The 25,542-nt window shown below is 67.0% G+C and carries 25 protein-coding genes and 1 riboswitch; of the genes, 16 read left to right on the top strand and 9 right to left on the bottom strand.

The genetic code is table 11. From position 1 onward, the window contains the following. The first annotated feature begins 84 nt into the window (after positions 1-84). Positions 85-561: an XAC0231 family protein gene (locus AC5P6H_RS15710; RefSeq protein ID WP_046427949.1), complete on the top strand. Its 477-nt coding sequence runs from the start codon at positions 85-87 to the stop codon at positions 559-561. A 69-nt stretch (positions 562-630) separates the two neighbouring features. Beyond that, positions 631-1,110 (top strand): tRNA (cytidine(34)-2'-O)-methyltransferase, encoded by a 480-nt coding sequence (locus AC5P6H_RS15715; RefSeq protein WP_049441773.1) that lies wholly within the window; start codon positions 631-633, stop codon positions 1,108-1,110. Between the two features lie 203 nt (positions 1,111-1,313). Here the strand turns inward: AC5P6H_RS15715 and AC5P6H_RS15720 are convergent, their stop codons facing one another. Continuing rightward, positions 1,314-2,477 (bottom strand): acyl-CoA dehydrogenase family protein, encoded by a 1,164-nt coding sequence (locus tag AC5P6H_RS15720; RefSeq protein ID WP_032962241.1) that lies wholly within the window; start codon positions 2,475-2,477, stop codon positions 1,314-1,316. A 257-nt stretch (positions 2,478-2,734) separates the two neighbouring features. Here AC5P6H_RS15720 and AC5P6H_RS15725 point away from each other — a divergent pair, with 257 nt between their 5' ends. Together AC5P6H_RS15725 and AC5P6H_RS15730 are read left to right on the top strand one after the other, a co-directional pair. After that, the gene (locus tag AC5P6H_RS15725; protein ID WP_197574833.1) at positions 2,735-4,411 is read left to right on the top strand and encodes a 4Fe-4S dicluster domain-containing protein; all 1,677 of its coding nucleotides are present in this window, start codon (positions 2,735-2,737) and stop codon (positions 4,409-4,411) included. A gap of 65 nt (positions 4,412-4,476) precedes the next feature. Continuing rightward, positions 4,477-4,878 (top strand): c-type cytochrome, encoded by a 402-nt coding sequence (locus AC5P6H_RS15730; protein WP_014645538.1) that lies wholly within the window; start codon positions 4,477-4,479, stop codon positions 4,876-4,878. On the opposite strand, the gene AC5P6H_RS15735 is transcribed toward AC5P6H_RS15730, so the two are convergent. Next, positions 4,872-8,471: an ATP-binding protein gene (locus AC5P6H_RS15735; protein WP_495202865.1), complete on the bottom strand. Its 3,600-nt coding sequence runs from the start codon at positions 8,469-8,471 to the stop codon at positions 4,872-4,874. The genes AC5P6H_RS15730 and AC5P6H_RS15735 overlap by 7 nt on opposite strands. Positions 8,472-8,546: 75 nt before the next feature. On the opposite strand from AC5P6H_RS15735, the gene AC5P6H_RS15740 reads away from it, so the two are divergent. The 7 genes from AC5P6H_RS15740 (at position 8,547) to pnuC (ending at position 17,365) form a co-directional block, all read left to right on the top strand. After that, positions 8,547-9,185 (top strand): response regulator, encoded by a 639-nt coding sequence (locus tag AC5P6H_RS15740; RefSeq protein WP_014035550.1) that lies wholly within the window; start codon positions 8,547-8,549, stop codon positions 9,183-9,185. 375 nt (positions 9,186-9,560) lie between these two features. Beyond that, positions 9,561-10,331: a hypothetical protein gene (locus AC5P6H_RS15745; protein ID WP_049441770.1), complete on the top strand. Its 771-nt coding sequence runs from the start codon at positions 9,561-9,563 to the stop codon at positions 10,329-10,331. 112 nt (positions 10,332-10,443) lie between these two features. Next, the gene (locus tag AC5P6H_RS15750) at positions 10,444-12,432 is read left to right on the top strand and encodes an XVIPCD domain-containing protein (protein WP_346601613.1); all 1,989 of its coding nucleotides are present in this window, start codon (positions 10,444-10,446) and stop codon (positions 12,430-12,432) included. A 247-nt stretch (positions 12,433-12,679) separates the two neighbouring features. Then, entirely contained in the window at positions 12,680-13,087 is a 408-nt protein-coding gene (locus AC5P6H_RS15755) for a glycine zipper 2TM domain-containing protein (protein WP_014645533.1), read from the top strand. Between the two features lie 121 nt (positions 13,088-13,208). Continuing rightward, positions 13,209-14,333: a phosphotransferase enzyme family protein gene (locus AC5P6H_RS15760; protein WP_049405211.1), complete on the top strand. Its 1,125-nt coding sequence runs from the start codon at positions 13,209-13,211 to the stop codon at positions 14,331-14,333. Between the two features lie 98 nt (positions 14,334-14,431). Then, positions 14,432-14,527, top strand: a riboswitch (TPP riboswitch). A gap of 70 nt (positions 14,528-14,597) precedes the next feature. Further along, on the top strand, positions 14,598-16,787 hold the full coding sequence (locus AC5P6H_RS15765) for a TonB-dependent receptor (protein WP_414611488.1): 2,190 nt from the start codon (positions 14,598-14,600) through the stop codon (positions 16,785-16,787). Between the two features lie 8 nt (positions 16,788-16,795). After that, positions 16,796-17,365: a nicotinamide riboside transporter PnuC gene (pnuC, locus tag AC5P6H_RS15770; RefSeq protein ID WP_414611487.1), complete on the top strand. Its 570-nt coding sequence runs from the start codon at positions 16,796-16,798 to the stop codon at positions 17,363-17,365. 104 nt (positions 17,366-17,469) lie between these two features. On the opposite strand, the gene AC5P6H_RS15775 is transcribed toward pnuC, so the two are convergent. The 6 genes from AC5P6H_RS15775 to AC5P6H_RS15800 form a co-directional block, all read right to left on the bottom strand. After that, on the bottom strand, positions 17,470-17,886 hold the full coding sequence (locus AC5P6H_RS15775) for a hypothetical protein (protein WP_197606302.1): 417 nt from the start codon (positions 17,884-17,886) through the stop codon (positions 17,470-17,472). Positions 17,887-18,005: 119 nt separating this feature from the next. Then, positions 18,006-18,311 carry a hypothetical protein gene (locus AC5P6H_RS15780; protein WP_153643755.1) on the bottom strand — a complete coding sequence of 102 codons (306 nt, stop codon included), beginning with the start codon at positions 18,309-18,311 and terminating at the stop codon, positions 18,006-18,008. Positions 18,312-18,380: 69 nt separating this feature from the next. Beyond that, complete coding sequence (locus AC5P6H_RS15785) at positions 18,381-19,355, bottom strand: Dyp-type peroxidase (protein WP_053494678.1); 975 nt, start codon at positions 19,353-19,355, stop codon at positions 18,381-18,383. A 123-nt stretch (positions 19,356-19,478) separates the two neighbouring features. Beyond that, positions 19,479-19,847 carry a VOC family protein gene (locus AC5P6H_RS15790; protein WP_032959386.1) on the bottom strand — a complete coding sequence of 123 codons (369 nt, stop codon included), beginning with the start codon at positions 19,845-19,847 and terminating at the stop codon, positions 19,479-19,481. Between the two features lie 68 nt (positions 19,848-19,915). Beyond that, positions 19,916-20,683 (bottom strand): helix-turn-helix transcriptional regulator, encoded by a 768-nt coding sequence (locus tag AC5P6H_RS15795; protein ID WP_495202866.1) that lies wholly within the window; start codon positions 20,681-20,683, stop codon positions 19,916-19,918. Between the two features lie 123 nt (positions 20,684-20,806). Beyond that, a complete protein-coding gene (locus AC5P6H_RS15800; RefSeq protein ID WP_197606296.1) occupies positions 20,807-21,382 on the bottom strand; it encodes an OmpO family porin in 576 nt (191 codons plus the stop codon). Positions 21,383-21,542: 160 nt separating this feature from the next. Here AC5P6H_RS15800 and AC5P6H_RS15805 point away from each other — a divergent pair, with 160 nt between their 5' ends. The 4 genes from AC5P6H_RS15805 to AC5P6H_RS15820 all read left to right on the top strand — a co-directional run bounded on the left by AC5P6H_RS15805 (position 21,543) and on the right by AC5P6H_RS15820 (position 24,402). Further along, the gene (locus AC5P6H_RS15805) at positions 21,543-22,547 is read left to right on the top strand and encodes a DUF2268 domain-containing putative Zn-dependent protease (RefSeq protein ID WP_495202867.1); all 1,005 of its coding nucleotides are present in this window, start codon (positions 21,543-21,545) and stop codon (positions 22,545-22,547) included. 211 nt (positions 22,548-22,758) lie between these two features. Beyond that, positions 22,759-23,031 carry a hypothetical protein gene (locus AC5P6H_RS15810; protein WP_010487149.1) on the top strand — a complete coding sequence of 91 codons (273 nt, stop codon included), beginning with the start codon at positions 22,759-22,761 and terminating at the stop codon, positions 23,029-23,031. Positions 23,032-23,197: 166 nt separating this feature from the next. After that, entirely contained in the window at positions 23,198-23,884 is a 687-nt protein-coding gene (locus AC5P6H_RS15815) for a L,D-transpeptidase (RefSeq protein WP_014645514.1), read from the top strand. A gap of 185 nt (positions 23,885-24,069) precedes the next feature. Beyond that, a complete protein-coding gene (locus AC5P6H_RS15820; RefSeq protein WP_227864434.1) occupies positions 24,070-24,402 on the top strand; it encodes a hypothetical protein in 333 nt (110 codons plus the stop codon). A gap of 28 nt (positions 24,403-24,430) precedes the next feature. On the opposite strand, the gene arsH is transcribed toward AC5P6H_RS15820, so the two are convergent. Then, a complete protein-coding gene (arsH, locus tag AC5P6H_RS15825; RefSeq protein ID WP_049441739.1) occupies positions 24,431-25,159 on the bottom strand; it encodes an arsenical resistance protein ArsH in 729 nt (242 codons plus the stop codon). A gap of 17 nt (positions 25,160-25,176) precedes the next feature. On the opposite strand from arsH, the gene AC5P6H_RS15830 reads away from it, so the two are divergent. Then, entirely contained in the window at positions 25,177-25,506 is a 330-nt protein-coding gene (locus AC5P6H_RS15830; protein ID WP_014645511.1) for an ArsR/SmtB family transcription factor, read from the top strand. Positions 25,507-25,542: the final 36 nt, after the last annotated feature.

A 25,542-nucleotide genomic window follows, 5' to 3' on the forward strand; every position in this document is an offset into this window, starting at 1 on the left:
ATCGAAAATTCTTCTTGCGTCCCCAGAATTGGTGTACTACCTTACTACCACACCACTGATCACCAACACTAAACAGGCCCCGTCATGAACGCCAAGACCATTGCCATCGCCATCGCCCTGATCGCCGGCACCGCGGTTGTTTCGTCGGTGCAGGCCTCCGAATCCATCAAGACCCTGGCCACCGTGCAGGTTCGCCCGGCCGCCGACCAGCTGGCCCAGCAGGCCTGGGAACAGGCCAGCGGCATCCCGACCCTGGCCACCGTGGAAGTGCGCCCGAGCGCCGACCAGCTGGCCGAGCGCAACGGCTACGTCGCCGCCCCGGTCGCCGCCGCGATGCCGATCACCACCCTGGCCTCGGTGGAAGTGCGCCCGAGCCTGGAACAGCGCGTCGCCCTGGCCGCCGAACTGGAAGCCCAGCGCTACGCCGCCACCCTGGCTGCCGCTGCCACCAGCGTCGCCAACCAGATGATCGTCAACCTGCCGGCCCTGCAGGTGCGTCCGAGCGCTGCAGACCTGCAGGCCCTGGCCACCGAAACCGCCCAGGTCCTGCTGCGCCCGTAAGCGGTGCCGCCCTGCCCAGCGCAGGGCGTGCGCCGTAGAGGCGGCCGCCGTCGCAGGTACACTGCGCCGATGAATGCCGCGCCCCCGTTCCACGTAATCCTGTTCCAACCGGAAATCCCGCCCAACACGGGCAATGTGATCCGGCTCTGCGCCAACACCGGCGCGCAGCTGCACCTGGTCGAGCCGCTCGGCTTCGCACTGGAAGACAAGCAGCTCAAGCGCGCCGGCCTGGACTACCACGAGTACTCGCGCCTGCAGGTGCACCCCGACCTGGACACCGCGCTGGCGCGGATCGCACCGAAGCGGTTGTTCGCCCTGAGTACGCGTGCCAGCGTCCGCTACGACAGCGTGGCGTTCGAAGATGGCGATGCCTTCCTGTTCGGCCCGGAAAGCCGTGGCCTGCCGCAGGACGTGCTCGATGCGCTGCCGGATGGCCGCCGCCTGCGCCTGCCGATGCGGCCGGGCAACCGCAGCCTCAATCTTTCCAACACCGTTGCCGTGGTGATGTACGAGGCGTGGCGGCAGCATGGGTTTGCCGGCGGCGCGTAAACCGCTCCGGGGTGGCTGTGGATCGCTGCTGGTGGGTGTGACCTGCTTCTGGTGGGTGCGGACCTTGGTCCGCACTGTTCCCCGGTCGCGTGCCGAAGGAGTGTGCCAACCAAGGTTGGCACCTACCAAAGACAGGTCAAGGCGGATGCAGAAACTTCTGGAAAGATGTGCCAACCAAGGTTGGCACCCACCGGAACCAGGTTTCAGAACGCGTTGATGCCGGTCAGTTCGCGGCCGATCACCAGCTGGTGCACGGTCTCGGTGCCTTCATAGGTGATCACCGATTCCAGGTTCAGTGCATGCCGGATCGCCACGTGTTCGGTGGTGATGCCGGCCCCACCCAGCAGATCGCGACATTCGCGGGCGATGTCGATGGCCATGCGGCAGTTGTTCCATTTGGCCAGGCTGACCTGCTGCGGCTGCAGCTGCCCGGCTTCCTTCAGGCGGCCCAGCTGCAGCGCCAGCAGCTGCGCGGTGGTGATGCGGCGGGCCATTTCGGCCAGCTTGATCTGCGCGCTCTGGGTGGCCGCCAGCGGGCGGCCGAACAGCACGCGCTCCTTGGCATAGCCCAGCGCTTCATCCAGGCAGGCAATGGCCGCGCCGATCGGGCCCCAGCTGATGCCGTAGCGGGCCTGGGTCAAGCAGCCCAGCGGCCCCTTCAGGCCCTTCACGTTCGGCAGGCGGTGGCTGTCGGGCACGCGCACGTCATCGAAGAACAGCGCGCCGGTCAGCGACGCGCGCAGGCTCATCTTGTGCTTGATCTCCTGCGTGGTGAAGCCGGCCATGCCCTTCTCCAGCACGAAGCCCTGGATGCCGTCCTCGGTCTGCGCCCAGACGATGGCCAGGTCGGCCACCGGGCCGCTGGTGATCCACATCTTGCTGCCGCTGATGCGCCAGTCGCTGCCGTCGCGCACCGCGCGGGTCTTCATGCTGGCCGGATCGGAACCGCCATGCGCCTCGGTCAGGCCAAAGCAGCCGATCAGCTCGCCGCGTGCCATCGCCGGCAGCCACTGCTGGCGCTGCTCCTCGCTGCCGTAAGCGTAGATCGGGTACATGCACAGCGAGCTCTGCACCGAGACGAAGCTGCGCAGGCCTGAATCACCTCGCTCCAGCTCCTGGCAGATCAGGCCGTAGCTGACCGCACCCAGATCACCGCCGCCGTATTCGGCCGGCAGGGTGGCGCCCAGCAGGCCCAGCGAGGCGATCTCCGGCACCAGTTCAGAGGGGAAACGGGCCTGGTCGAAGGCATCGCCGATGATCGGCAGCACGCGCTCGTTGGTGAAGCGGGCGACGCTCTCCTGCACCGCGCGCTCTTCCTCATTGAGCAGGGAACGGACATCGAACAGATCGTACGGATGCAAAGCCATGGCACTCACGCGCAGTCAGGACCCGGCCATTGTCGGTCATCCGGGCAGAGCGTGCCGACCAGGGTCGGCACCCACCCGGGCCGCAGCCTTACGCTGCACCGCAGCAATCGTGACGTGAACATCGGCGATCTAGCTCGATCACGCGCGGCCCGGTACCCTGACACATTCAAACAACCGTTTCGCTCGTGGCTGCACGCGCGATTCCCAGGCACCGCCGGTGGCCCCGATGCCGGCCCTACCCACGAGTCATGCAATCGATGAGCGCTGAAGCCAACGCCCTGCCCCCGCGTGAAGTAATGGAATTCGACGTGGTGATCGTCGGCGCCGGCCCCGCCGGCCTGGCCACCGCGATCCGCCTGCGCCAGCGCGCGATCGAAGCCGGCCGCGAGTTGTCGGTGTGCGTGCTGGAGAAGGGGTCCGAACCAGGCGCGCACGTGCTGTCTGGTGCGGTGATGGATCCGCGCGCGCTGACCGAGCTGTTCCCGGACTGGGCCGAGCGCGGCGCACCGCTGAAGCAGAAGGTCACCCGTGACGAATTCCTGTTCCTCAGCGAAACCGGCGCGCGCAGCACGCCCAACGTGCTGCTGCCGGAGTGCTTCCACAACGAAGGCAACTACATCATCAGCCTGGGCGAAGTGACCCGCTGGCTGGCGCAGCAGGCCGAGGCGCTGGAAGTGGCGATCTTCCCCGGCTTCGCCGCAGCCGAGGTGCTGTACGGCGACAACGGTGAAGTGATCGGCGTGGCCACCGGCGACATGGGTATCGAGAAGGATGGCAGCATCGGCCCGGCGTTCGAGCGCGGCATGGCGCTGCAGGCGAAATACACGATCTTCGCCGAAGGCGCGCGCGGCCATCTCGGCCGCCAGTTGATCGCGCGTTACACGCTGGACGAAGGCAAGGACCCGCAGGCCTACGGCATCGGCATCAAGGAGCTGTGGCAGATCGACCCGTCCCGGCATGAGCCGGGTCTGGTGGTTCACGCCGCCGGCTGGCCGCTGGACAGCGACACCTACGGCGGCGCGTTCCTGTACCACGCCGACGGCGGCAAGGTCGCCATCGGCTACGTGGTAGGCCTGGACTACAGGAACCCGTGGCTGAGCCCATTCGAAGAGTTCCAGCGCTTCAAGACCCATCCGTCCATCCGCAAGCATCTGGAAGGCGGTACCCGCATCGGTTACGGCGCGCGTGCGATCACCGCCGGTGGCCTGCTGTCGCTGCCGAAGACGGTGTTCCCGGGCGGTGCACTGGTCGGCTGCGAGGCCGGCTACCTCAACGCCAGCCGCATCAAGGGCAGCCATGCCGCGATCAAGACCGGCATGCTGTGCGCCGACGCCGCGTTCGACGCGCTGGCCGCCGACCGCCAGCACGATGAACTGAGCGCCTACCCGAAGGCGTTCGAAGCCAGCTGGCTGTTCACCGAACTGCAGCAGGCCAAGAACTTCAAGCAGTGGTTCAAGAAGGGCCAGACCGTGGCCACGCTGATGACCGGCGTCGAGCAGTGGCTGCTGCCGAAGCTGGGCGTGCGCAACCCGCCGTGGACCCTGCACCGCACGCAGCCGGATCATGCCTGCCTGGAACCGGCCGCCAAGCACACCCGCATCGCCTACCCGAAGCCGGATGGGGTGCTGACCTTCGACCGCCTCAGCTCGGTGTTCCTGAGCAGCACCAACCACGACGAGAACCAGCCCAGCCACCTGACGCTGAAGGACCCCAGCATTCCGGTGAAGGTGAACCTGGCCGAGTACGCAGGCCCGGAAGCCCGCTATTGCCCGGCCGGTGTGTACGAGTTCGTTGGCGAAGCCGACAACGCGCGCCTGCAGATCAACGCGCAGAACTGCGTGCACTGCAAGACCTGCGACATCAAGGATCCGACCCAGAACATCGTCTGGGTGACCCCGCAGGGCGGCGGCGGCCCGAACTACTCGGGCATGTGATCGCCCCGGGCTGCGACCGTGTGTCGCAGCCCGACCGCTCCACCGCACCGCTATCCTGCCCACCCATGCGTGCCTGCCGCCTGCTCACCGCCGTTGCCGTGGCCCTGCTTGCCACGGCCTGCCAGCGCCCGCCCGCGGTGCCGGCCACGCCCGAACAGGCCCGGCAGCAGGCCATGCAGCGCGCGTTCGAACTGTGTGCCGGCTGCCACACCGTGCAGCCCGGTGGCATCCACCGCTTCGGACCCAACCTGCACGGCGTGATCGGCCGCCGCGCCGGCAGCCTGCCCGACTATGGGTATTCCGACGGCATGCGCCGCGCCGACATCACCTGGACCGCACAGACGCTGGATACCTTCCTGCAGTCACCCACGCACCTGGTGCCGGGCACCCGCATGTACAACGCCTTCCCCAGCGCAGAACGCCGCGCCCTGGTGATCGCCTACCTGCAGCAGCAGTCGGCTCAGTGAGCCAGGCGCTGCAGCTGTTGCTGCAGCCGCGCCACGAACGTCGTTACGGTGGCGAACAACGGCGCCGTATCGGCCTCTGCCGCATCCTGCAGGCGCTCGACCAGGGCATTGGCCTGCTGGGCCAGTGCCGTGGCCCCGATCGCCCCGAGCCCGCCGGCCTGGCGATGCAGGTGCAGCGCCGCAGCCTGGCGGTCGCCAGCCTGCACGGCGCGCTGCACGGCGGCCAGGTCACCCTCGCTGGCCTGCAACAGGCTGTCGCGCAGCTGCTCGGCCACCACGCGCGAGCCGAAGCGCTGCTGCAGGGTGGCCAGATCAGGCAATGCTTCACCGTCGTCGGCGGCAACCTCCGGCACCGGCACCTCGAACGACTGGCCCTGGGCCTGCGGCAGCCAGCGCAGCAGCGCCGCACGCAGCGTGGCCAGCGACAGCGGCTTGGCCAGTACCTCGTCCATGCCGGCCTCGCGGCAGCGGCGCGCATCGTCGTCCAGCACGCTGGCGGTCAGCGCCAGCACCGTCAGCCGCGGCTGGCCGGTACGGCCCTCGCGTTCGCGCAGCAGGCGGGTGAAGCCAAATCCATCGAGTACCGGCATGCGGCAGTCGGTGATCACCAGGTCGAAGCTCTCCGACGACAGGCGATCCAGCGCCTGCTGGCCATCGCCCAGCAGCACATGGGGCACGCCCAGCTGCTGCAGCCGCCACACCATCATCGCCTGGTTGGTCGGGTGGTCCTCGATCACCAGCACCCGCGCCTGGCGCAGCGCGGCGGGCAGCAGCGCGGACTGGTCCTGCTCGGCCAGCAGTGCCGCCGCGTCCTCGCTGCCGGCCTCCACCAGCGATACCCGCACTTCGGCGCGGGTTCCTTCGCCCAGCGTGCTGTGCAGGGTCAATTCGCCCTGCATCATCTGCACCAGTCGCTGGCAGATGCTCAAGCCCAGGCCAGTGCCGCCGTGGTCACGCTGGATGTAGGCACCGGCCTGCGTAAAGGGCGCGAACAGGTGCTGCAGTTGTTCCGGTGCGATGCCGATGCCGGTGTCGGTAACGCTCAGGCACAGCGGTTGCACGCCGTCTTCGCTGGTCGGCCCCAGCACCTCCAGCTGCAGGCGCACCTCGCCCTGTGCGGTGAACTTGATGGCATTGCTGAGCAGGTTGAACACGATCTGGCGCAGCCGCACGCCGTCCACTTCGTGGGCCGGCGCCAGCTCGGGATCGATCTGCACGTGCAGCGCCAGGCCACGCGCGCTGGCCTGGGCCGACAGCAGGCGGCACACGCTCTCCAGCAGGGGCCGCAGCGGTTGCGGCACCGGTTCCAGGCGCAACGCCCCTGCTTCCAGCCGCGAGTAATCGAGGATGTCATCGAGGATCTGCCGCAGCATCTGGGCCGAATCCTCGATAACGCCGAGGATGCGCTGCTGTTCGCTGTCCAGCGGTGAGTGCGCCAGCACCTCCAGCATCCCCAGCACGCCACTCATCGGCGTGCGGATCTCATGGCTCATCGTGGCCAGGAAGCGCGATTTGGCCTCGGCGGCCTGCTCGGCGTCCGCCTTCGCCGCCGCCAGGGCATCGGCCTGCATCCGCGCTTCGCTCACGTCCACCCAGTAACCGCTCCAGATCACCGCGCCCTCTTCGGCGGCATAGGGGTGGGCCTGGCTGCGCACCCAGCGCACGCCCTCCCCATCGCTGCGCAGGCGGAACTCCAGGATCAATGGGGCGAACTGGCGCGCGGCCTGCTCGATGGAGTGCAGGATGTGCGCGCGGTCCTCTTCCTCGATGCGTTCCAGCAACACCCTCGCATCCTGTTCGGCCTGCTGCCGTGTAATGCCGAACAACGCAGGCAGGTCACCGGCGATGAACGGGAAGCTGAGCGCGCCATCGGCGTCGCGACGCGCCTGATAGACCACTGCAGGCAGGTTGTCGGTCACCTCGGCCAGACGCTGCTCCAGCTGGCGACGTCCTGCCACCTCGCGGCGCAGCCGCCAATGGCCGACGCCATGTACCAGCAGCGCGGTCAGCAGCACCAGCAGCACCGGCACGCCCCACCGCAGCACCTTGTTCCAGTCGACACCGTTGCGGTACTCCACCCCCAGCCAGGCATTGCGCAGGGCCTCGCGCTTGCGTGGGGTCATCTGCAGCAGCAGGCGATCGAAGGTGGTAGCCAGTGCCGCGTGGCGGCGGTCCACAGCCAGCACCAGCTGGTCGTTGAAGCCGGCCGGTGCCGCCACCTGCAGCCGCCCCGGGAAACGGCTGCGCAGCAGGTGATCGACCACGGCAAGGTTGCCGATGTACGCATCGGCGTCGCCAGCGAGCAGGCGCTGCAGCGACTGTTCGGCGCTGCGTGCAGCGATGATCCGCGCCTGCGGTGCCTGCTGCAGCACGTAGCCGCGCACACGCTCCGGGTCGGACAGCAGCACGCGCTTGCCCTGCAGGTCAGCCAGGCCCAGCAGCGACTCGCCATCGCTCCTGACCACAATCACGTTCGGCACGCTGATGAAGGGCTGGCTGAACACCCAGTCCGGGCCCAGGTAACGTGAATCGACAGGAATGCCCATCACCGCCTGCAGCTCACCGCGGCGGGCCTTCTCGCGCACCTCGTACCAGTCGTGGCTGTCCTCGACCTGCAGGTTGGCACCGGCCTGCATCAGGCGCTGCAGGTATTCGCTGGCCAGCCCGCTGGGCCGGCCATCCTCGCCGGTGAACGACAGTGGCGCGGCATTCGGGGCGAAACCGATCTTCAACGGCTGCTCCAGCACGCGCTTCTCGGCCTGGCTCAGCGCCAGCTGCGCCGATGCCGACCAGTGCGGCGGTGGCAGCCATCGTTGTGCGAGGGCATCACGCTGGGCCTGGCTGGTGGCCGCCAGCGCCAGGTCCAGGGCTTCAGCCAGGGGTTGCTTGCTGTTGGGAATGCCGAAGTGCAGCCGTTCAGGGGGCAGGTCGCTGGGCCGCAACAGCGCCACGCCCTGCAGGCGCCGGCTGGCAATCAGCTCGGTGGCGACAAAGGCATTGCCGATGTAGACGTCGGCCTTGTCGTCTCTGACCATCTGCAATGCGCTCAACGTGTCGTTTACGACAAGCTGGCGGGCACGCGGGAATCGGGCGCGCACCTGCGGACCGGTCAGGAAATCCTGCTCGATCACCACCCGCAGACCCTCCAGGTCGGGCATGTCGGAGGCACGCAGGTCGTCCGGCCGGCCCACCAGGGCCAGCGGCGCTTCGCTGTAGGCCGCGGTATAGACCATGCAGCGGGTGCGGTCGGCACTGAGGCCGACATTCATCACCACGTCGATCTCGCCACGACATGCCGCATCCAGCACGGATGTCCAGTCCGGATAGCGGCGCGCCTCGACCTTCATGCCGAGCTGGCGTGCAAGATGCGACAGGTAGTCCGGTCCCAGACCGACCTGCTGGCCGTCACGGAGGGACTCGAAGGGCGGCCAACCGCTGTCATACTGCCCGACAACGATGGTCGGATGCGCCACCAGGTATTCGCGCTGCAACTGGCTGAGCGGCAGCAGCCCAGGGGCCGGCTGTGCCTGGGCCACGGGCAGGGCCAGCACCGCCAGCAGCAGGAGCAGCCCGCGAACAGCCCACCTACGCATCTGCGTCGATCTCCTAGAATCCTGCCAGGGACCGCGATGGTCGCGGCCCGGCGTGCCCGATGGCCATACTAGAGCATGAGCTTGCGCATCATCATCGCAGACGATCACCCGGTGGTCCGCATCGGTACCCGCGCCGTCATCGAGTCGAGCGGCGTGGGCCGCGTGGTCGGCGAGGCCGACAGCGCGCAGGCGCTGATGACCCTGCTCGCCAACCAGCCCTGTGACCTGCTGGTCACCGACTACTCCATGCCGGGCAGCCCGCAGGCCGATGGCTTCGCCATGATCGGCATGATCCGCCGCCGGCATCCGGACCTGCCGGTGCTGATGCTCAGCGTCTCCAGCAACCTGGCGATCCTGCGCATGGTGCTCGACAGTGGCGTGCTCGGTCTGGTCGACAAGAGTTCGTCAATGGACGAGCTGCCGCAGGCCATCCAGTCGGTGTACCGCGGCCAGCCCTACATCAGCCGCAGCCTGCGCGAGCGGGTGGACGCGGCCGGCAGCTGGCGCATGCGCGAGGGCGACGGCAAGCCGTTGTCACCACGCGAAGTGGAGGTGCTGCGACTGCTCGGCACCGGCATGACGGTGAAGGAGATTTCGCTGCAGCTGCACAAGAGCGTCAGCACCATCAGCCGGCAGAAGGGCGACGCCATGCTCAAGCTGGGGTTGAAGGGCGACGCCGAATTGTTCGACTACCTGCGTGATGGCAAGATCTGAGACGCACTTCACATCACAGACCCGGCTGCCGCCCCCCTCTTTGACGGCCTGCGGATCTGTGCCAAGATGGACAGGCATGAGTTCTCAATGCGAGGTCGAAGGAATCGACCGGCTCATGTCCTCGCTCCCGTCCGTAGTGGATGGGGTGCGGCTTCCTGCCGGCCGTCTGGCCCGGCAACGCTGACCATGGAGAGGCGCATGCAGTCCCCCCCCGAGCTACGTTGGACCCTGCCGTTGCGGCCCCTGCGCGCATTCGCGGCATGCCTGCTCGTCTCCCTTTCCGCTGCCGCCTGCAGCGCCGCCGATCCGGCCCCCTCGTCCTCCCGGCCTGCGCCTGCGCAGGCTGCCAAAGCGCCCCGACAGGATGTTGCCCCGATGCAGAACCCCTCTCCCGATGCCGCCGTCACCCCGCCCGACGCGCCGTCCGTGATGTATTTCATCTACCAGGTGGATGGCGACGGTGCGACGTCCTATGAGGTCCAGAACGGCAGCGTGGCGACCTTCTGGTTCGGCCACCGCTTCACCCTGGACGGCACCACCTACTACACCGGTTTTTCCTGGGATACCCGCGAGCATTACGGCAAGCCGGGCGAACAGCAGCCGGCCGGCCCCGACGACCGCGCCAATCTGGCCGAGGCCACCTTCGTACTGGCCGGCGGCGACGCGAAGAAGCCGTGGAAGTTCCGTGGCCAGGAATGGACCATCGGTGCGCTCGGCGCCTACGACAAGGCCGACGACGTCGATACCCGGCGCAAGCCGATCGAACACCGCACCGCCGACGGCCGCCTGCTGCTGGCGGTGCCGACCAGCAGCTTCGACCGCGGCATCAGCAGCAGCGGCTACGCCCTGCTGCTGTTCAACCCCAAGCGCAGCGAGGACGACCTGGACAGCAAGGTCTGGCGCTACGTCGGCTCGGTGCGCACCGGCGAAGACAACAGCGCGGCCTGCGACGACGGCAACGTGATGCCGTGCACCGACAGCGATGGCGAACTGGCCTTCGTGGCCGATGGCAACGGCCTGCCGCAGCTGACCGTGACCTTCAAGGGCACCACCATCGAAGCCCCGGGCAAGACCCGCGCGCTGGGTGCCGGCGACACCGTGCACTACCGCTTCGACAGCAAGGCCCAGCAGTACATCGCGCCCTGATTTCCATCCGCCGCAGGCGGGTTACCTGTTGACCGACATGTTCTTGACTCACGGATGAGTCCGGTTGGCGATTCGCGGCATCGGCCGCTCCATCAACCCCGAGGAAAACGTCATGGCACAGCATGACTACAGCAAAAAGGAAGTCCTGGACATCGTCGAGCAGGTCGCCCGGCAGAAGGGCATCCCGGTCGATGACTTCATGCGCTTCGCGCACATCGAGACCGGCGGCACCTTCAACGAGCGCGCCCACAACACCTCGACCGGCGCCAAAGGCCTGTTCCAGTTCGTGCCCGGCTCGGCCCGCCAATACCACCTGACCGGCCACGAATTCGACCCGACCCGCAACACCGAAGCCGCCGCGCAGATGTACCAGGACAACCTGGGCTCGATGGCGCGCCGCAATGAGCGCACCGGCCACCCGTACCTGTCCGGCGGCGACACGCCGACCGGCCTGGACCTGTACCTGGCCCACCAGCAGGGCAGCGCCGGCTATGGCTCGGTGCAGACCGCGATCGCCACCGGCACCTTCGGCGTGGTCCGCAACGGCCATGGCGAAGAGATCAACATGCGCCGCAACGTGCTCAACCAGATCGGGTCCGATGCCAAGGCGCTGACCGGCCACACCCTGGCCGAAATGCGTGGCATGAACGACGGCGACCTGGCGCGGACCTTCTCCAGCTACTACATCCACAAGTACGCAGCGATCAGCATCCCGGAAAAGCACATCACGCCGCAGACCGTGGCACCGGGCCAGGCCCAGGCTCCAGGCACACCTGCGCAGACCGCCGCAGTGGGTGCCGCTGCGGCCACGCTGGCGGCGACCGCAACGGCTCCTGCTGCGCCGAAGCCGGACATCGAACTGCACGCCGCGTACGACGCTGGCGTGAAGTACGACGATGTGAAGTACGCCATCAACATCCCGGGCCATGCGCTGTACGTGCCGGGCAAGACCGGCAAGAACGTGGACCAGGGCTACATCGATTGCTCCGGCTGGGTCGGCACCCTGCAGAACCGGACCATGGACGAGATCAACCAGAAGGCCGGGCACGCTGTCTTCAGCAAGGCCGACCGCATCGACCTGGGCAACCTCGGTTCCGGCGGCATCGTGCACAAGGCCGTCGAACAGTCCGGCGTGCTGCTCGAGCGCGACGCCATCCTCAAGCCCGGTGCGCTGAAGGAAGGCATGGTCATCGGCCTGGATACGGCCAGGACCCGCCACGAGCACTGGAATGGCATCGACCACATCGTGATGGTGGTGCGCGACCCGAACACCGACAAGCTGCTGATCAGCCAGTCCACCGGCAGCAAGGGCGTGCACACCATGCCGGTGGAGGATTACCTCAAGCAGGTGAAGGACCACCCGCACTGGAAGCTGTTCGCGTCGGACCCGTTGTCCAAGGCGCGCGACCTGCTGGAAAGCCGCACCCAATCGCATGAGCAGACCCAGGGCAAGCCTGCGGCCGAACACAAGGCCGCTGCCGCCCCGCACGCCGAGCTGTACAAGCCGGGCGCGCACGGCGAGGGCGTGCGCAAGGTGCAGGAGCAGCTGGGCCACCTCGGCTATGCCGGGGCCGACGGCAAGCCGCTGGCCGAGGACGGCCGCTTCGGCCGCAATACCGAAGCGGCGGTACGCCAGCTGCAGAAGGACAACGGGCTGGTTGCCGACGGCATCGTCGGTGCGAAGACGCTGGATGCGATCAAGGAGGCCCGCGAGCGCCCGCTGCTGAACGACGAGCGGCACCCGCGCAATCCGATGTACCTGCAGGCCACCGAAGGCCTGGAACGGATGCCGGCGGGCACCTTCAAGGACCGTCACGCGCTGGAAAGCGCCGCAGCGGCCCTGACCAGGGAGGCGCATGCCGCCGGCCTGCAGCGCATCGACGCGGTGGTGCCCAGCCCGAACGGTGAGCGCCTGTTCGCCGTGCAGGGCACGGTCGGTGACCCGGCGGCCAGCCGCGTTGCGGTGGAAACCCGCACCGCCAGCGAGCAGAGCATGGCGCTCAGCAGCGGCGCGGTGCAGGGCGCGCCGAACGTGCTGCACCAGCAGCAGGACGCGCAGCAGGAACAGACCCGCCAGGCGCAGAAGGCCATGGGCGTCTGAGCCCGCAGCGCCTTGCAGACCGGGAGGGGCCGCGCCATGCGCGGCCCTTTCCCTTTCTGCCAGCTGAGCGGTAAAAGCCACTTTCAGCCTTGCTTCATGCCGCCTGCCGCTAGATGAATGCGCAAGCCGCCCGGTAGGCCAGGCAATGTTCCGGCAATGTCGGAACGCCAGCGTGGTCTCCACGGCAGCCGGGGCGCCCCGCGCCCTCCCTGCCCAGCGTGGCATGCACCTCACAGGAGAACCGAACATGCTCAGTACTTCCACACTCAGCTTCCGTGGTCTGGCGATGGCCCTGGCACTGGTTGCCGGTGTCGCCGTGGTCAGCGATGCCAGCGCGATGTCGAGGAAGGACAAGCGCACCCTGGTCGGCGCCGTGGTCGGTGGCGTGGCCGGCAACCTGCTGTCCAACGGCGACCCTGCGGCCACCGTCGGCGGTGCCGTGGCCGGCGGCGCGATCGGCAACCTGACCACCTCCGACCGCCGCGACCGCCGTTACTACGACAATCGCCGTTACGACGACCGCTACGATCGCCGTTACGACCGTGGCTACTACCGCAGTGGCTACTACGACCGTGGCGATGACCGCCGCTGGCAGCGTGAGCGCTACTACGACAACCGCTACTACCACGACCGCGGCCGCCATCGCGGCTGGTAAGCAGCGCCGACATACCGATGACGCGGAGACGGGCGGGTCGATGACCCGCCCGTTTGCGTTGGCCACGCGCATGGCGTTGAATGCGCAGCCTTGGATGTGACTTTCCCGATCGGACTGTGGCATGACGTCTTCCTCCCACCGCGTGCAGGGCCTCAACAACGACGAGGTCGCTGCCGACTGGCCACCGATCAGCGCGGCGGACATCGCGTGGCTGAGTACGCGTTACCCGCAGCTGGGCGGGCACAGCCAACCGCGCTGGCACAGCCCGCGGCCGCTGTCTGCCGCCGCCATCGTCGACGACACGCGCGGCGCGGTGTTCATCAAGCGCCACCACCACAGCGTGCGCAGCGCGGCCTGTCTGGAAGAAGAACACCACTTCATCGCCCATCTCGCCGCCGCCGGCGTGCCAGTGGTGCAGGTGCTGCCGGCCACCGATGGCCACACTGCGGTCGAACACGGCGAATGGACGTTTGAACTGCACGATGTCGGCGTGGGCGACGACCTGTATCGCGACGCGGTGTCGTGGTCGCTGTTGACCGATGTCGCGCAGGCCCGCGAAGCAGGGCGCACGCTCGCACAGCTGCACCGTGCCGCCGCCAGCTACCACGCGCCCCAGCGCAGCACCCATCTGCTGGTGGCGCGCGACGACCTGATCCGTGCCGACGATCCGATCGCCGCCATCAAGGCAGGACTGGATGAACGTCCCGGGCTGGCACGCTATCTCGCGCGCATTCCATGGGAAGCACAGCTGCAGCGCGACGTGCTGCCGTGGCACGCCGGTCTGGCCGAGCGCCTGCGCGCCGAGCCCCGGCTGTGGGCGCACAACGACTGGCATGTCTCCAACCTGCTGTGGCGCAACGGCGAGGTCAGCACCGTGCTGGATTTCGGCCTGGCGTCGCCCACCAGCGCGCTGTTCGACCTCGCCACCGCGATCGAGCGCAACGCCGTGGCGTGGCTGGAACTGGAGCGCGGCATGGAGGCGGTGCGCATCGATATCGCGCTGGCCCTGCTCGACGGCTACCGCGAGGTGCTGCCGTTGTCGGCGGCACGCGTGCACCTGCTGGCCGACCTGCTGCCAATGGTCCATTTCGACTTCGCACTGTCCGAAGTGGAGTACTTCGAAGGTGTCACCCGCTCAACCGCGAATGCCGACGTGGCCTGGCAGCCCTTCATGCTGGGCCATCCGGCGTGGTTCCACAGCGCGCCGGGACGGGCACTGCTGCAGGCCCTGCACGCCGTCGCGTGATCCGGTTGACGCAGCGTTGCGGTCAGATCCCTTTCCGCAGGAAAGGGATCTGACCCCGGCTGGCGCTCGCAAATCCGTACCATTTGTAGTGAAATGGTCACCTGAAGCGGGGGTGCCTGGATCTGCCAGGCTGAGAGAGTCCCTTGGAACCTGATCCGGTTTGCACCGGCGTAGGGAGCTTTGAGCCGCAGCCACACCCCCATCATGGGCCGGTGCACCTGCGCGCCGTCGCTTCGTCTCCCTTGTTGTCCGAAGACGAACCGAATGAACCGCTGCCTGCGCCCCACCCTGCTCTCACTCGCCCTCTGCGCCGCGCTGCCGCTGCATGCCAGCGAGGCCGAGGCCACCACCGATGCGGCTGCCACTGGTGCCGAACGCTCGCCGACCGAACTGGCGGCGGTGCGCGTGGAGGCCGGCAAGCCGAAGGCCGATACCTCGCGCGTGAATGCCTTCGGCGGCGGTTCGTGGAAGGACACGCCGGCTTCGGTCAACGTGCTCGAGCGCGACTATCTCGAACGTCGCCAGGTACGTTCGCTGTCCGAGCTGGCCAGCAACGATGCCTCGCTGGGTGATGCGTATGCACCTGTGGGCTACTACCAGAACATCGCCATCCGCGGCTTCGCGCTGGACGCCGCCACCGGCTACCGCTTCAACGGGCTGTCCATCGCCGGCGAGCAACGCTTGGCGCTGGAGAACGTGCAGTCGGTCGAGATCCTCAAGGGTGAAGCCGGCCTGGCGGCAGGGGTGATGGCGCCGGGCGGGATCATCAACTACATCGGCAAGCGCCCGGCTGAAGTACGCACCGCCACGCTCGGCACCGATTCGGAAGGCTCACGCTACGTCGCCGTCGATGTCGGCCACTGGATCACCCCGCGTTTCGGCCTGCGCCTGAATGCCGCATGGGACTCCAGCAATTCCTACGTCGCGCACGCCGATGGCCGCCGCAACTTCTACTCGCTGGCCGCCGACTGGCTGATCGGCGAGCGCGGCAAGCTGGAAGTGGATGCCAACTACCAGACCAGCTCGCAGCGCTCGGTGTCCGGCTACCAGCTGCTGGGCGCGCGTGACCTGCCGCGCGGTGTCGACCGCGAGCACCTGCTCGGCTACCAGCCGTGGCAGCGCCCGGTGGATATCGCCAGCACCAACATCACCGCGCTGCATACCTACGACTTCAACGATGCCTGGCAGTCGCGCGTCTCGGTCGGCCACAGCCGCTCGGTGATCGATGACAACGTCGCCTTCGCCTACGGCTGCTACTACGCCGTGCAGTGCGCCGATGGCAGCGTGCCAGGCAACTACTTCGCGCCCAACGGCGACTACGATGTCTACGACTACCGCAGCCCGGACGACACCCGCCGCAACCAGCAGGCCCGTGCCGAGCTGCGTGGCCGCTTCGAGACCGGCAGCGTCGGCCATCAGCTGACCCTCGGTGCCGACTACTTCCGCCGCACCGTGGACAAGCGCCCGAGCGTCAACGAGTACGTCGGCACCAGCAACATCCACGACCCGCAGGTGCCCGTGTTCGAGCCGTCGCCGAAGATGCCCGGCCCCTCCGCACGACGCCTGGACAGCCGCCAGACCGCGTTCTTCGCGCTGGACCGGATGAGCTTTGGCGATGACTGGCAGTGGTTGGCCGGTGGCCGCTTCGTGCGCCTGGACGAGCGTGCCTACGACAAGCGTGGCGTTCCGCAGCGGCACAGCCGCCTGTCGCGGTTCCTGCCGCAGACCGCGGTGGTGTGGAAGGCCACCGATCAGCTCAACGCCTATGCCAGCTACGTGCGCGGCATTTCGCTGGGACAGGAAGCGCCGTTCTGGACCAGCAATGCCGACACTTTCCTGCCGTCGGTGCAGTCGCGGCAGCTGGAAGTGGGCGTGAAGTACGTGCCGGTCGAAGCACTGACCTTGGGCGCGGCGGTGTTCCGCATCTCGCAGCCGTACCAGTACGCCAGGCCCGACAGCAGCGACGTCGGCTACACCTTCGTCGAGGAAGGCACGCAGACCCACACCGGCCTGGAGCTGACCGCCAACGGCCAGCTGACCGACACACTGCAGATCGTGGCCAGCGCCAGCGTGCTGCAGGCGCGCGCGCGCGACACCGGCACGCCGGCCTATGAAGGCCATCAGCTGGTGAACGTGCCGAAGGTACGCGCCAGCGTGCACATGGCCTACGCGCTGCCGTTCGTGCAGGGCCTGGACGTGACCGGTGGCTGGCGCTATGCCGGTGCCAACGTGGCACGCGCCGACGGTGGCGTGCGCGCGCCGGACTACTCGGTGTTCGATGCCGGCCTGCGCTTCCAGTATCGCCTGCACGAACGCGCGGTGACCTGGAACCTGTCGGTGGACAACGTATTCAACCGCTTCTACTGGCGCGATACCGGCAGCAGCGGCGGTGACTACTACCTGTTCCCCGGTGCACCGCGACAGGCCCGCCTGTCGGTGACGTTCGCGCTGTGAGCGGCGTGATGCTCGAGTGGACCGCCGCGCTGTGCAGCATCCTCGGCGTCTGGCTGATGGCCAGGCGCCGGCTGTCGGCATGGCCGGTGGGCCTGCTGTCGGTGGCGCTGTATGGCCTGGTGTTCGCCGAGGCCAAGCTGTACTCGGACACCCTGCTGCAGGTCGCCTTCGGTGGCTTCCTGGTCTACGGCTGGCTCAACTGGCGGCAGCACGCCGCCGATGAGGGCAGCATCCGCATCGTGCCACTGGCGCGCGGCACGCTGCTGCGCGACCTGTCCATCGGCCTGTGCGGTGGCGTGGCGCTGGGTGCGGCCATGCACACCTTCACCGATGCCGCGCTGCCGTGGCTGGACGCGATGCTGACCGCACTGAGCCTGGTCGGCCAGTGGTGGCAGGCACGCCGCCACGTGGCCTGCTGGTGGGTGTGGATCGCGGTGGACGTGGTCTATGTGGGTGCGTACCTGTTCAAGTCGCTGCACGTGACCGCGGCACTGTACGTGTTCTTCCTCGGCCTGGCCGTGTTCGGGCTGCGCGCATGGAGCGCCGCCGCGCGTGAACCGCAGGTGGCAACGCGATAGAGCCACGCCATGCGTGGCCGGGCTACCGGTAGTCGCCAACCTGGGTTGGCGCGCCTGCCGACCAAGGTCGGCATCTACCCACCACATCCACGCATGGCATGGATCTACTTCGGCTCCAGCAACAGGCCCAATCGCATCGGTTGGCGCATGTCGGCCGGCGGTGCCGCCTGCAACGGCGCGGCCTGCAGCGTCGCGCGCAGGTCGGCGTCGACCTGGGCATCGCCCAGGCTGTCGAATTCCAGTTTCGAAATACGGCCATCCGCCGCGATCCACACGCTCACCGGCAGCGGTGCCGGTGTGTCAGGGTGCGCCTGCAACCACGCCAGCACACGCTGCGCCTGCGGGTCCTGTTCCTGCTGCAGGCGCTGCTGCAGCTGGCCACCCACGGCGGCGGCGTAGGCCATCCAGTGCGCAGGGGCTTTCTGCGCGGAAACGCTGGCACTCCCCAGTGCCAACGCGCCGAACACCGCAGCCAGACGCCGCCACCAGCGGCGTAGGCCGGTCCTGTTTGCTGACACCATCGCCTGCCTCCTGCACTCCCATCCAGCGCGCCATGGTCGGCGCCATAGATGACAGGCGGATGGCGGCCGGTGATGGCCCGGCGCTTCGAGCTTGCCCGATTGCGAGGGATTGCCTTCGATCAGTCCAGACAAGCCTTCAGATCATCACGTGTCCAGCCGGTGAGACCTGCACCCTTCCAGTAGCGTGCAGACGTACCAGCCGGGACAGAGGCAAGCTCGACAATGGCAATCACCCCATGGTTCACAGGGTTGTCGATGACAATGCGCTGCCCGGATTCGGTGGGCAGCACGCGCACGACCTTGTTGCGTTGTGTCCACGTCTGGGACAGGCAAACGGTGACCTGCTGTACCGATTTCGAAGAACCAAATGACTCGGGCGTTTGTTCAAGCAGACCAGGTGCTGTCGAGCAGCCGGCGATGCCCATGAACAATGCCGCCAGGAATGGGGCTCTCAAGACAGACATACGTCCTCCAGATGCATACGCGTGCGTTGATCACTCGCCCAGGTCGGCCAGCACCTTGCGCGAGGGTGCGAAGAAGGTCACGCCGGTGGTGGCGGTGGAGAAATCAAGGATGCGGTCATGCAGCGGTGCGGGATTGCCGATGAACATGCGCTCGAGCATCTTCTCGATCACCCACAGGCGGCGGGTGTAACCGATGAAGTAGGTACCGTACTCGCCACGGCCCGGGTTGGCGAACGGCATGTTGTCGCGCAGGATCTCGTGCTCGCCGTCGGCGTCTTCGATGGTGCACAGGGTCTTGTGCGACTTCTGCGCATCCGCCGGCGCGTCATCCAGCTCGATGTTGTCGTGCTTGGTGCGGCCGATGATCGCCTCCTGCGCCTCGGTCTTCTGCGCGCGCCACGCATCGAGATTGTGCAGGTACTTCTGCACCACCACGTAACTGCCGCCGGCATGTTCCGGGTCTTCCCCACCCACGATCGTGGCTTCCGGCAGCGACAGCCCCTCCGGGTTGGCGGTGCCATCGACGAAGTCGAGCAGGTCGCGGCCATCGAAATAGCGGAAGCCGGCCACGTCATCGACCGCTTCGACCGCATCGCCGAAGGCCATCAGCAGGTTGCGCTCGAAGGCCACGATCAGGTCCATGGTGCGTGCGCGGATGTGGTACAGCAGGTCACCGGGCGTGGACACGGCGGTGTGGGTCGCGCCCTTGATCTCGCGGAACGGCTTCAGCTCGCGTGGCGGCGTGGAGCCTACCAGCGGCTGCCACACGCGATGGCCGATGGCCACGTTGCAGGTGAAGGTGCGCTCGATCTCGCGGATGGCGGTGTTCTTGATCAGATCGTCGGTACTGGCCAGCACCTCGCGCGCCTTGGCGATCGACGCCTCGTCATCCTTCACCTTCAGCACCAGGAACGCCGCCGAATGGGTGAGCGGCGCAGTGATCTGCTGCGGCTCGTTGTCGAGCGTGTGGTTGACGGCGGTGATCGGTGCGGGCTGGGAGTTCACGGCGGTTCCTGCTGGCTTGAGGCGGACGCATCGCGTGTGGCGATGTGCGGGCGATCATAGCGGAACCGCCTGACCGGGGACGGAGCGGTTCTCGTTCCGTCCACCAGCGAAGGTACGAAGACCTCAGTCCACATCACTCCAGACCGCCAGTTCGTAGCCATCCAGATCGCGGAAGTGGAAGCGGCGGCCCCCGGGGAAGGCGAACACCGCCTGCACCACTTCGCCACCGGCGGCGACCACGCGCTGCTGTGCGTCGGCCAGGTCCGCGCAGTACAGGATCACCAGCGGTCCTCCGTGAGCACGCAACGGCGCGTCAGACACGAAGCCGCCCTTCAGCCGGCCATCGTCGAACTCGGTGTAGGACGGACCATAGTCGGTGAACTGCCAGCCGAACACCTCGCCGTAGAAGCGTTTGCTGCGGGCGATGTCGGCGACGTTGAATTCGATGTTGTCGATGCGGCGTTCGGCTTCGTGGGTAGCTTCGTGGCTCATGAGGTTGCTCCGTGATTGGAACCCCAGCTTCGGTCAGCGCGGCACGGCGGTCTTGAACAAAACGGCCATCATTGTCCCCACTCCAGGCGCAGCTCGCTGGCGGTCATGCCAGTCAGCTCGCGCGCCTCGCGGCTGAGATGGGCCTGGTCGGCATAGCCGGCATCAGCGGCCAGCATCGCCAACGAATGCTGTGGCAGCGCGCGACTCTGGCGCAGGAAACGTTGCAGCCGCAGGATCCGCTCCAGCGTCTTGGCGCCGTAGCCGAACTGCGACTGGCTGAAACGCCGCAGGCTGCGCGGGCTCAGGCCCAACTGCGCCGCCAGCGTATCCAGCGTGGCATTACCCGCGGCGAGCGCTTGGAACAGGACATGGGCGCGCTGCGCTGGCGTATCGAGCGCGGCCGCACCCATGTGCTGTTGCAGGCAGTGCGCCATTCGCTGCAGGCGCTGTGCAGGCGCGGTGTCGCCGATGGAGGCCGCCGCCTTGTTCGCCCACGCGCCCTTCAGATCAGCCAGTGGCACGGCCTGGCCGATGATCCCGGCCAAAGGCAGGCCCAGCGCGGCCAATGCCTGGCCGGGGCGGAAGCGTGCGCCCAGCACCTGCGCACCGGGTGCCAGCGCCGGGTGCGCGGCCACACGGTCCGGGCCGACGACGAACAGCGCACCGTCGCGCCAGAGGATATCCACGCAGCCATCGGGCAATACGGTGATGTGCCCATCGGCATCGGCAGGAAGCTGGCTCTGCCACAGCTGGCCAAAGTGGCCGCGCAGCGGCGCAGGCGTCAGATGTTCCTGGTAGGCCGTGCCGGTACCTGCGAGAGAGGAAGGGTCGCCCATGCTGCATTGTGGCGCCACGGGGCCCATAAAAGTGAAGCCCGGCGCGAGGCCGGGCTTCGGTTGGCGTGTGGGAGAGAGAGAGAGTCACACGCCAGCACAACACGCACTAACGACAGGCGTTTGTTACCAGGTGAAGCGCGGGCCCACGAACCACTCGCGGTCGCCGGCCTTAGCCAGCTTCACTTCGCCGCTCAGGCCCCAGTTCTGGTTGAACTTGGCGGTGGCGCCGACGCGGCCGTAGAACTCGCCGTCCGGGTTGATGCCGTGCTTCTTGGTGTAGTCCTCGTAGCCGGCCATCACGTAGCCTTCCACGTACGGGTTGAACGCGGTGCGCACGCCGACTTCGGTCGAGTAGCCGTTGAAGTCCAGGCCATGCTTCATGTCGAACTTCTGGTACGCAACGCGGGCCACCAGGTCGGTGTTCGGTGCGATGCCGTAGTTGTAGCCGGCACCGATGCGCCACTGGTCGACGTCATTCTTGAACTTGTCGGTCTCCTGCGCGCTGTAGTCGCCGAAGATGTGGAAGTTCGGGTGCACCGCCACGGAACCCTTCACCTTCCAGCCATCGGCGTCGCCGCCCTTGGCATCGGTGTTCACGTAGCCGCCTTCAGCGTAGTTGTACGACAGGCCGTCGGTTGCCGATGCAGCGAACGGCAGGGCAGCCAGGAGACCCAGGGCGAGCAGCGAATTCTTGTTCATCGGGACACACCTTTAATTATTTTGGTTTCGTCGGCCGCCTCCCGGGAGGGGGAGAGAGAGGAGGCGTCGACAGGTGTGAATTATCCGTTAGGGGGTCTAATCGACCCTGAATATTGAACTGACTGGTGTATAAATAAGGCTGGCGTTCAGGGAACTCCACATGCAGCACGCGTCCGTCGCATCACTGCTGTTTCCGCCCCATGCGCGCCGCGCGGTGCGGGTGCTGCTGCTCGTCGCCCTGCTGATGATGCAGCTGCCAGCCAACGCGGCCGAGCGCGCCCAACCTTCTGCACGCATCGTGGTACAGACAGACGATGTCACGCGTTTCTTCAGCGTGCTGGATGCCACTGGAGGAAAACCAAGTGCCGAAGACCTGCAGCGCGGCTATCTGGACACCGGCACGGAGGCATTGCGCAGCTTCACCGGCAGCCGCATCGGATCAATGGAGCGTTTGGCCAGGGCCATCCAGGACAAGCCGGCGTTGTTCGCCAGGGCGCGGACCTGTGCAGCGGCATTGCCGGCGATCCGCGCGCGGGTTGCCGACGCACTCGATCGGTTGGGCACGCTGCTCCCCACTGCACGTTTTCCTCCGGTCACCGTGCTGGTCGGGCGGGGTAACAGCGGCGGCGTCACCACCGAAGATGGTGTGGTGATCGGACTGGAAGCACTGTGCAACGCCGACTGGATGCAGCCTGACGTCGGCGATCGTTTCGTGCACCTGATCGCCCATGAGTACGTGCACGTGCAACAGCCCGGTGCGAGCGTCGATGTCGCGCAGCCCACCCTGCTCTATCAGACGTTGCTTGAAGGCGGCGCCGAGTACGTGGGTGAACTGATCTCGGGGCAACCGGCCAACGCGCATCTGCGTCGCTGGGCCCAGGGCCGCGAATGTGCGCTGGAGCGCGCGTTCGTACAGGACAGTGGGGGCACCGATCTTTCGAAGTGGCTGTACAACGGCCCCGGCGATGAAGCACGACGTGGAGATCTCGGATACTGGGTCGGCTACCGCATCGCGCGCAGCTATGTTTCCCGCGCGCCAGACAGGACCAGGGCCATCGCCACGCTGCTGGATGTGCGGCCCGACACCGCCGCGACCGTGTTCGAGGCGAGTGGATGGACGCCTGCCTGCACTGCTGCCAAAGGCATGGAAACGCAAGTGCTGTGAGAGCCGCTTCATACTGATGAATTGGCGACCTTGAACAGGCACAAGGCACGCCGCCGACGTAGATCAGCTCGCCTCATCCCGCTTGTTAATCCTGGGTCAGAAGCCGGCTTCACAGTGCTTCCACGTATTCAAATTCCAGCTGAAAGCGCTTGGTAGCGGCGGGAACAAACGCCGCTATATTCCAGCTTCCCCAGACGAAGGAGGGAGTGCAATGAACCTGAACCCGCAACACATGAAGACGGCCCGCGCACTTGCTGTAGCGCTCATCGCCACCGTAAGCCTTGGCGCCTGCGCCTCATACAAGAACGAGTTTGCAACCATCAACTCGCGTCTCGATCAGCTCGACGTCAAGGTGCAGGGTGCTGCGCAGAGCGCGGAGTCCGCCAACCAGTCCGCACAGCAGGCCAATCAGCGCCTGGACCAGATCGAAGGTCGCGTGCAGCAGCTTGAAAGGGCACCTGCCGGCCGCAAGCCGCGCGGGTAATCGCTCCCTCGCCGTTTGAATTGATCCACCTCTGTATCGGGTGTATCGGGACCCAGTGGCCTTCGCCGGCCACTGGCATCCTTCCACCCACGATTGCATTGCAAGGAGCCGTCCCATTCGTACTTCCTCCTCCCCTGCACGCCGCGCCCTCCATGCCTCCCTGGCCATGGCACTGGCCGTTGCGTGCAGCGGCGTAGCCAACGCCAGGGACAAGGACGCACCTGCACCATCGGTCGCCGCCGTTGATGAACTTCCGCCCGACCAGAGCGTGTCCGAGACAGTGATCGAGCTGGCCGGCTGGGTGGTCGCCAGCAAGGACAACCAGGGCTATCCGTTTGCGGTCATGGACAAGGCGGCGGCGCAGGTTCTGGTCTTCGGCGGTGACGGCAAGCTGCGCGGCGCCGCACCGGCGCTGTTTGGGTCGGCGATCGGCGACCATTCCGCACCGGGCGTCGCCAAGCTCGCACTGAGCGCGATTCCCGGCCACGACCGCACCACGCCTGCCGGCCGCTTCATTGGCGGTTACGGCCCGTCCGACGATGCCGGACGCGTGCTGTGGGTGGACTACGATTCCGCCGTGTCGATGCACCCGCTGCCGCCGGGCAGCCCGAAGGAAAAGCGCGCCGAGCGGTTGGCATCGCCCTCGCCGGACGACAACCGCGTCACCCACGGCTGCATCAATGTCTCGCCCGCGTTCTACGAGCAGATCGTGCAGTCCACGTTCGAGAAGGGCGGTGTGTTCTACATCCTGCCGGACAAGGATTCGATCGCGAAGACGTTCCCGGAGTTCGCGCAGAGCCGTGCCGTCACAGATGGCAACCAAAAGAAGACCGCACAGCACGCTGGCGAGTAGTGCGTTTGTGCGTCCGCCCTGGGCGTTGTGGGCACATGCCGCCCGCCGGGCGGCTGCGATGCACAGTCTGCTCATGGAGAGTCGCCTGCGTGTGAGGCGTGGTGCCCCCGAGGCCCGGCACGCTGGCATACTGCGCCCGTAGACGATCCTGCGAGGCAATGTCTGCCTCGTCCATGAGGCCGCCGGTGGACCCACTCTTCCAGTTTCTGCTGAGCACGATGGGAGGCGTATTCGTCTTCCTGTTCTTCGTGGCGCGCGACTACCTGCGTGGCTTGGGGTGGCTGCTCGGTTCCTGGGATCCGAACATGGGGCACGCGACCGAAGATGCGCTCATTTCGAAGGCCAATCGCAGCGCCTTGCTGATTGCGGCGGTGCTTCTGGCGTGGGCCTTCATGGGCCCTTCTCCCTACCGCCGCAACTGGGAAATCGAAGTAATGGGCATCGGCACCGGCATGTTGCTGGCCTATGTGGTGATCATCCGCCTTGCAGCTTCAAGGGTGAAGAGGCTGCTTGGGTGAGCGTGCCTCACATCGGCACCAATGAGGATCAGGAAGCCGTAGCCTCTGCAGCCCGCGCCAATGCCGCGGCGTGGGCGTCGCCCTTCCGCTCGCTGTAACGGTCTACCAGGTAGTCCGACCGGCCCCGCGTCAGCAGCGTGAACTTCACCAGCTCTTCCATCACATCCACCACCCGATCGTAGTACGGCGAGGGCTTCATCCGGCCGTCGTCATCGAATTCCTGCCAGGCCTTGGCCACCGACGACTGGTTGGGGATGGTCAGCATGCGCATCCAACGACCAAGCACGCGCAACGCGTTGACCGTGTTGAACGACTGCGAGCCGCCGCTCACCTGCATCACCGCCAGCGTCCTGCCCTGCGTGGGCCGCACGCTGCCATCTTCCAGCGGCAACCAGTCGATCTGGTTCTTGAACACGCCGGTGACCGTGCCATGCCGCTCGGGGCTGACCCATACCTGGCCTTCCGACCACTGCGACCATTCGCGCAGTCGCTGCACTTCAGGGTGGTGCGGGTCCACGCTGTCCAGCATCGGCAGCGCATGCGGATCGAACACCCGGGTTTCGCACCCCAGGTGGCGCAGCAGCCGCTCGGCTTCCAGCGCCAGCTTGCGGCTGAACGACTGGGGCCGCAACGAGCCGTAGAGCAGGAGAATGCGTGGCGGCCCCAGATCTGCCGCGGCGAGCTGGTGATGATTGGGCTGGGGCAATGACGATTCCACCAGGTTGGGCAGGTCCAGGCTTGTGATTGGCTCATTCATTCGATTATTCTAGAAATATGGAAACATCGAATGCAATCTCCGCCCTGACCGCCCTCGGTCATGCCACCCGTCTGGCTGCCTTCCGCCTGCTGGTGGAGGCCGGCCCGGCAGGGCGCATGGCGGGCGACATCGCTACGGCCCTGCAGGTGCCCCCAGCCACGCTCAGCTTCCACCTGAAGGAGCTGGTGCAGGCCGGGCTGGTGGAGAGCGAGAACCAGGGCCGCAACGTCTGCTACCGCGCCAACTTCGATGCCATGAACGGCTTGATCGAGTACCTCACGCACAACTGTTGCGCGGGCTCACCCAGCAACCAGTGCGTCCCCGCCGAACCCGCCTGCAAGTGCTGATACCGCACACGACCCACCCCATCGAAGCGATTGCCA

Source organism: Stenotrophomonas sp. YJH_SMC_110 (genome assembly GCF_059369255.1).